Below are 4,714 nucleotides of genomic sequence, written 5' to 3'. Positions count from 1 at the left end.
ATCGCGAGCAAGCTCGCTCCCACAATTTTATGTATTGACCGCCCTATCCGCAGTCTTGCCGCTTAGCCGCGTTCGGACGGCACCGAGGACAATTCGAACGGGCTGCTGCTGCGCCGCTGGTTGCGATCTTCTCGCGGTGTCGCACCAAAGAAGTTGCGATAGGCGCTGGAAAAATGAGGGCCGGAAGAGAAACCGCAGGACAGGCCGATCTGGATGATGGACTTGCTGGTCTGCATCAGCATCTGCCGGGCCTTGTTCAGGCGCAGTTCCAGGTAATACTGGCTCGGTACGCGGTTGAGGTACTGCTTGAAGATCCGCTCCAGTTGCCGGCGGGACACGCACACATGCTGGGCGATTTCGTCGGTGGTCAGCGGTTCCTCGATGTTGGCTTCCATCAGCAGCACGGCCTGGGTGAGCTTCGGATGACTGGAACCCAAGCGGTTCTGCAACGGAATGCGCTGGCGCTCGCCACCTTCGCGAATGCGCTCGACCACCAGTTCTTCCGACACCGCGCCGGCCAATTCGGCGCCGTGGTCACGGGCCAGCACCGCCAACAACAAGTCCAACACCGACATGCCGCCGCAGGCACTCAGGCGATCGCGGTCCCAGTCAAACAGATGGCTGGTGGCGATGACCTTGGGGAAGCGCTCGGAGAAATCATCCTGCCAGCGCCAGTGCACTGCAGCGCGATAGCCATCGAGCAGACCCAACTGCGCCAAGGGATAGACACCGGCGGACAAACCACCAATGACGCAACCCGCCCGCACCAACTGTTTGAGCGCGCTGCTCAGCGGCGAGGCCAACGTGGTCGGCGGCTCGTCGGCCAGCAGGAACAGCTTCTGCAGCCCCTCGAGCTTGCCGACCCAGGATTCACCGGGCAATTGCCAAGCTCCCTCGGCGGGTGGCTCGGCTTGCAGGAACGACAGCTCGTAGACCACGTCCGGATGCACTCGCTGAGCGACACGCAAGGCCTCCTCGGCCAGCGCCAGCGTCAAGGCTTTAGTGCTGGGCCAAATCAGGAAACCTATTCGATGGGCAGTCATGGCGGGCAATCCGAAGCGAAAACAGTGTTAAAGCCAAAAGCGGCTGCAACCAAATTAGACCATCTGGCGCGCGGTGCGCAGCATGACCCAAATCAGGTGCGTAACGGGAGCGATTACTTGAGGCTGCCCGACAGGAATTGCTGCAGGCGCTCCGATTGTGGATTGACCAGCACTTCGCGCGGGTTGCCACTTTCTTCGACGATGCCTTTGTGCAGGAACACCAACTGGTTCGACACTTCACGGGCAAAGCCCATTTCGTGGGTCACCACCACCATGGTCCGACCTTCCAGGGCCAGGGCCTGCATCACCTTGAGCACGTCGCCCACCAGCTCCGGGTCCAGCGCCGAGGTCGGCTCATCGAACAGCATCACCTCAGGTTCCATTGCCAGCGCACGGGCGATCGCCACGCGTTGCTGCTCGCCGCCGGACATGTGGCCTGGGTAGGCATCCTTGCGATGGGCCACGCCGACCTTGTTAAGGTAGTGCTCGGCCTTCTCGCGGGCTTCGGCCTTGGGCACGCCCAGCACATGGACCGGCGCTTCGATGATGTTTTCCAGCGCAGTCATGTGGGACCACAGGTTGAAATGCTGGAACACCATCGACAACCGCGAACGCATGCGCTGCAGTTGCTTGGGGTCCGAAGCCTTCATCGCACCGTCCTTGCCGGCGACCAGTTTCAACTCTTCGTTGTTGAGCAGGATCTTGCCAGCGTGGGGTTGCTCAAGCAGGTTGATGCAACGCAGGAAAGTACTCTTGCCGGAGCCACTGGAGCCGATGATGCTGATCACATCGCCAGCTGCGGCTTTCAGGGACACGCCCTTGAGCACTTCGTGACTGCCATAGCGTTTATGCAGGTCTTGGACTTCAAGCTTGTACATGCGGTCGGTTCTCACAAAACGTCAGTCGTTGAGCAGTCGATCGGATCGATGCGTTATCAGTGCTTGCGCGGCGCCAGGTAACCCAGCCAGCGGCGCTCGGCCAGCTTGAACAGGCGCACCAGGATGAAGGTCAGGCACAGGTAGAACACACCGGCGGTGATGTAGGCCTCGAACGGCAAGTAATACTGCGCGTTCACCGTGCGCGCGGCACCGGTAATGTCGATCAGGGTCACGATGGACGCGAGACTGGTGGTCTGCAACATCATGATCACTTCGTTGCTGTACTGCGGCAGTGCCCGGCGCAGGGCCGACGGCAACAGGATCCGGCGATACAGCTTGTAGCGCGACATGCCCATGGCCTTGGCCGCCTCGATCTCGCCATTGGGCGTGGCCCGCAGGCTGCCGGCGATGATTTCAGCGGTGTAGGCGCTGGTGTTGATGGCGAACGCCAGGCAGGCGCAGAACGTTGCGCTGGACAGCCATGGCCAGAGGAAGCTCTCGCGCACGATGGCGAACTGCGCAAGCCCGTAGTAGATCAGGAACAGCTGCACCAGCATCGGCGTGCCGCGGATCACGTAGGTGTAGAGCCAGGCCGTCATGTTGACGACCGGCTGCTTGGACACCCGCATCAGCCCCAGGGGCAGCGCCGCCAACAGGCCGAAGAACAGCGACAGGGCCAACAGCTTCAGGGTGGTCAGCAAACCGCTGAAGTACAGCGGCAAGGCTTCATAGATGACGTTGTAGTCGAAGATCATAGATCAGCCGCCCTTACGCCTACCGAGTAGCGCTTCTCAAGGTGACGCAATGCCAGCAACGAGACGCTGGTGATCACCAGGTACATCGCCGCCACCGCGAGGAAGAACGTGAAAGGTTCGCGAGTGGCATCTGCCGCCTGCTTGGCCTTGAACATCATGTCTTGCAGGCCCACCACCGAAATCAGCGCGGTGGCCTTGGTCAGCACCAGCCAGTTGTTGGTGAAGCCCGGGATCGCCAGGCGAATCATCTGCGGCACCAGTACCCGGAAGAACACCTGGAAACCGTTCATGCCATACGCCATGCCTGCCTCGGCCTGGCCCTTGGGGATTGCCATGAACGCACCGCGAAAGGTTTCCGACAGGTACGCACCGAAGATAAAGCCCAGGGTGCCGATACCGGCCGCCAGCGGGTTCAGGTCGATGTAGTCGTCATAGCCAAGCATTGGCGCGACGCGGTTGAGCAGGTCCTGGCCGCCGTAGAAAATCAGCAGGATCAGCACCAGGTCGGGAATGCCGCGGATGACCGTTGAATACAGGTCGCCCAGCCACGCCAGCCAACGCACCGGCGAGAGGCGCAAGGCGACACCGATCAGCCCCAGGACGATGGCCAGGGCCATGGACGACAAGGCGAGCTGAAGCGTCAACCATGCGCCATCGAGGATGACAGCCCCGTAGCCTTTCAACATGATTCAGGTCCTCGAAAGTGGGATGAAAAAATGGCGCAAACCGCAGAGATCCTGTTGCTTGCGCCATTTCGCACGAGTGGCGGGACGGGATTACTTGCCGTAGATATCGAAGGCGAAGTATTTGTCCTGGATTTGCTTGTACTTGCCGTTCTCGCGAATAGCGGCAATTGCAGTATTGATCTTGTCTTTCAGCGCATCGCCCTTGCGAACCGCGATCCCGACGCCGTCGCCAAAGTACTTGACGTCAGTGAAGGCCGGGCCGACGAACGCAAAGCCCTTGCCCGCGTCGGTCTTCAGGAAACCGTCATCCAACAGCGTAGCGTCTGCCACGGTGCCATCGAGACGACCGGCGGAGACGTCCAGGTAGATTTCGTTCTGCGAACCGTACGGCTTGATCTCGGCACCCAGCGGCGCCAGCACTTCACGGGCGAAACGCTCATGGATCGAGCCACGCTGCACGCCGATGTTCTTGCCCTTGAGCTCGGCCAGGCTGTCGCTGACCTGGGTGCCGGCTTTCATCACCAAACGGGCCGGGGTGTTGTAGTACTTGTTGGTGAAGTCCACGGACTTCTTGCGATCTTCGGTGATCGACATGGACGACAGAATCGCGTCGATCTTGCGCACCTTCAGCGCCGGGATCAGGCCGTCGAATTCCTGCTCGACCCAAACGCACTTGACCTTCATCTCTTCGCACAGCGCATTGCCGATGTCGTAGTCGAAACCGACGATGCTGCCGTCCGGAGCCTTGGAGGCGAACGGCGGGTAAGCCGCTTCGATACCGATCTTCAGGGGTTTCTCATCAGCGAAGGTCGGCAGGGACAGCACGGACAGTGCCAGGGCGCCAAGCAGCACAAGTTTCTTCATCTTGGGACTCCATCGGTAAAGGGCAAAACGGCAGAGTGAGCAACAGCCCAATATGCGAATGGGTAAACGAACTTGGGTGCTGCATCCGATGGCATGCGTTTTTCAACGCATGCCACGACGAGCGAGTGATCGGCATTCTAACGACAGGCCCGAAGTCGATATTTCTTCAATGCGACAACAAATTACAGAAGCACCGAGAAAGCTGTTCGAGCACATTGACAGCCCCGCAAATTCATGCAAGAGCAAAAGAAAGGGAACCCATCACCGCTGCAAATAGCGGGCCCATTATTCGCAAACCCTTCTAATCCGGCAAGCACAGCGTGTCGGCTTGTTTTTCGAAACGCTTGAAAACGCCCTGCAACGGGGCTTGGCGTTTCACATCGCCCCGTTGTGGCGCCTTTCGTTACACATTTCGAAACACCGGTAACGTTCAGACGTTTCCTATATTGAACGCCGATATTTATTCACCCACCGAGCTTGCTCCCGCT

Annotated in this window: 5 protein-coding genes; all 5 read right to left on the bottom strand. The window is 59.7% G+C overall.

Annotated features, from left to right (window positions below):
- Positions 1-62: 62 nt before the first annotated feature.
- The 5 genes from OC610_RS21400 to OC610_RS21380 all read right to left on the bottom strand — a co-directional run bounded on the left by OC610_RS21400 (position 63) and on the right by OC610_RS21380 (position 4,226).
- Positions 63-1,043: a GlxA family transcriptional regulator gene (locus OC610_RS21400; protein ID WP_264430580.1), complete on the bottom strand. Its 981-nt coding sequence runs from the start codon at positions 1,041-1,043 to the stop codon at positions 63-65.
- Positions 1,044-1,156: 113 nt separating this feature from the next.
- Entirely contained in the window at positions 1,157-1,921 is a 765-nt protein-coding gene (locus OC610_RS21395; protein ID WP_030142459.1) for an ABC transporter ATP-binding protein, read from the bottom strand.
- A 56-nt stretch (positions 1,922-1,977) separates the two neighbouring features.
- Positions 1,978-2,676 carry an ABC transporter permease gene (locus tag OC610_RS21390; protein WP_003204798.1) on the bottom strand — a complete coding sequence of 233 codons (699 nt, stop codon included), beginning with the start codon at positions 2,674-2,676 and terminating at the stop codon, positions 1,978-1,980.
- Positions 2,673-3,362 carry an ABC transporter permease gene (locus OC610_RS21385; protein ID WP_003178836.1) on the bottom strand — a complete coding sequence of 230 codons (690 nt, stop codon included), beginning with the start codon at positions 3,360-3,362 and terminating at the stop codon, positions 2,673-2,675. The genes OC610_RS21390 and OC610_RS21385 overlap by 4 nt, the downstream gene beginning before the upstream one ends.
- A gap of 90 nt (positions 3,363-3,452) precedes the next feature.
- A complete protein-coding gene (locus OC610_RS21380) occupies positions 3,453-4,226 on the bottom strand; it encodes an ABC transporter substrate-binding protein (protein ID WP_217861409.1) in 774 nt (257 codons plus the stop codon).
- Positions 4,227-4,714 lie beyond the last annotated feature (488 nt).

This window comes from Pseudomonas agronomica (assembly GCF_025917275.1).
In the GTDB taxonomy this organism is placed as follows: domain Bacteria; phylum Pseudomonadota; class Gammaproteobacteria; order Pseudomonadales; family Pseudomonadaceae; genus Aquipseudomonas; species Aquipseudomonas agronomica.
This window is presented reverse-complemented; position numbering and strand designations above follow the sequence as displayed.

What these genes read in the sequence shown, in the direction of transcription:
- OC610_RS21390 (WP_003204798.1), bottom strand. Translation starts at nt 2,676, where the DNA reads ATGATCTTCGACTACAACGTCATCTATGAAGCCTTGCCGCTGTACTTC.
- OC610_RS21385 (WP_003178836.1), bottom strand. Translation starts at nt 3,362, where the DNA reads ATGTTGAAAGGCTACGGGGCTGTCATCCTCGATGGCGCATGGTTGACG.
- OC610_RS21395 (WP_030142459.1), bottom strand. Translation starts at nt 1,921, where the DNA reads ATGTACAAGCTTGAAGTCCAAGACCTGCATAAACGCTATGGCAGTCAC.
- OC610_RS21380 (WP_217861409.1), bottom strand. Translation starts at nt 4,226, where the DNA reads ATGAAGAAACTTGTGCTGCTTGGCGCCCTGGCACTGTCCGTGCTGTCC.
- OC610_RS21400 (WP_264430580.1), bottom strand. Translation starts at nt 1,043, where the DNA reads ATGACTGCCCATCGAATAGGTTTCCTGATTTGGCCCAGCACTAAAGCC.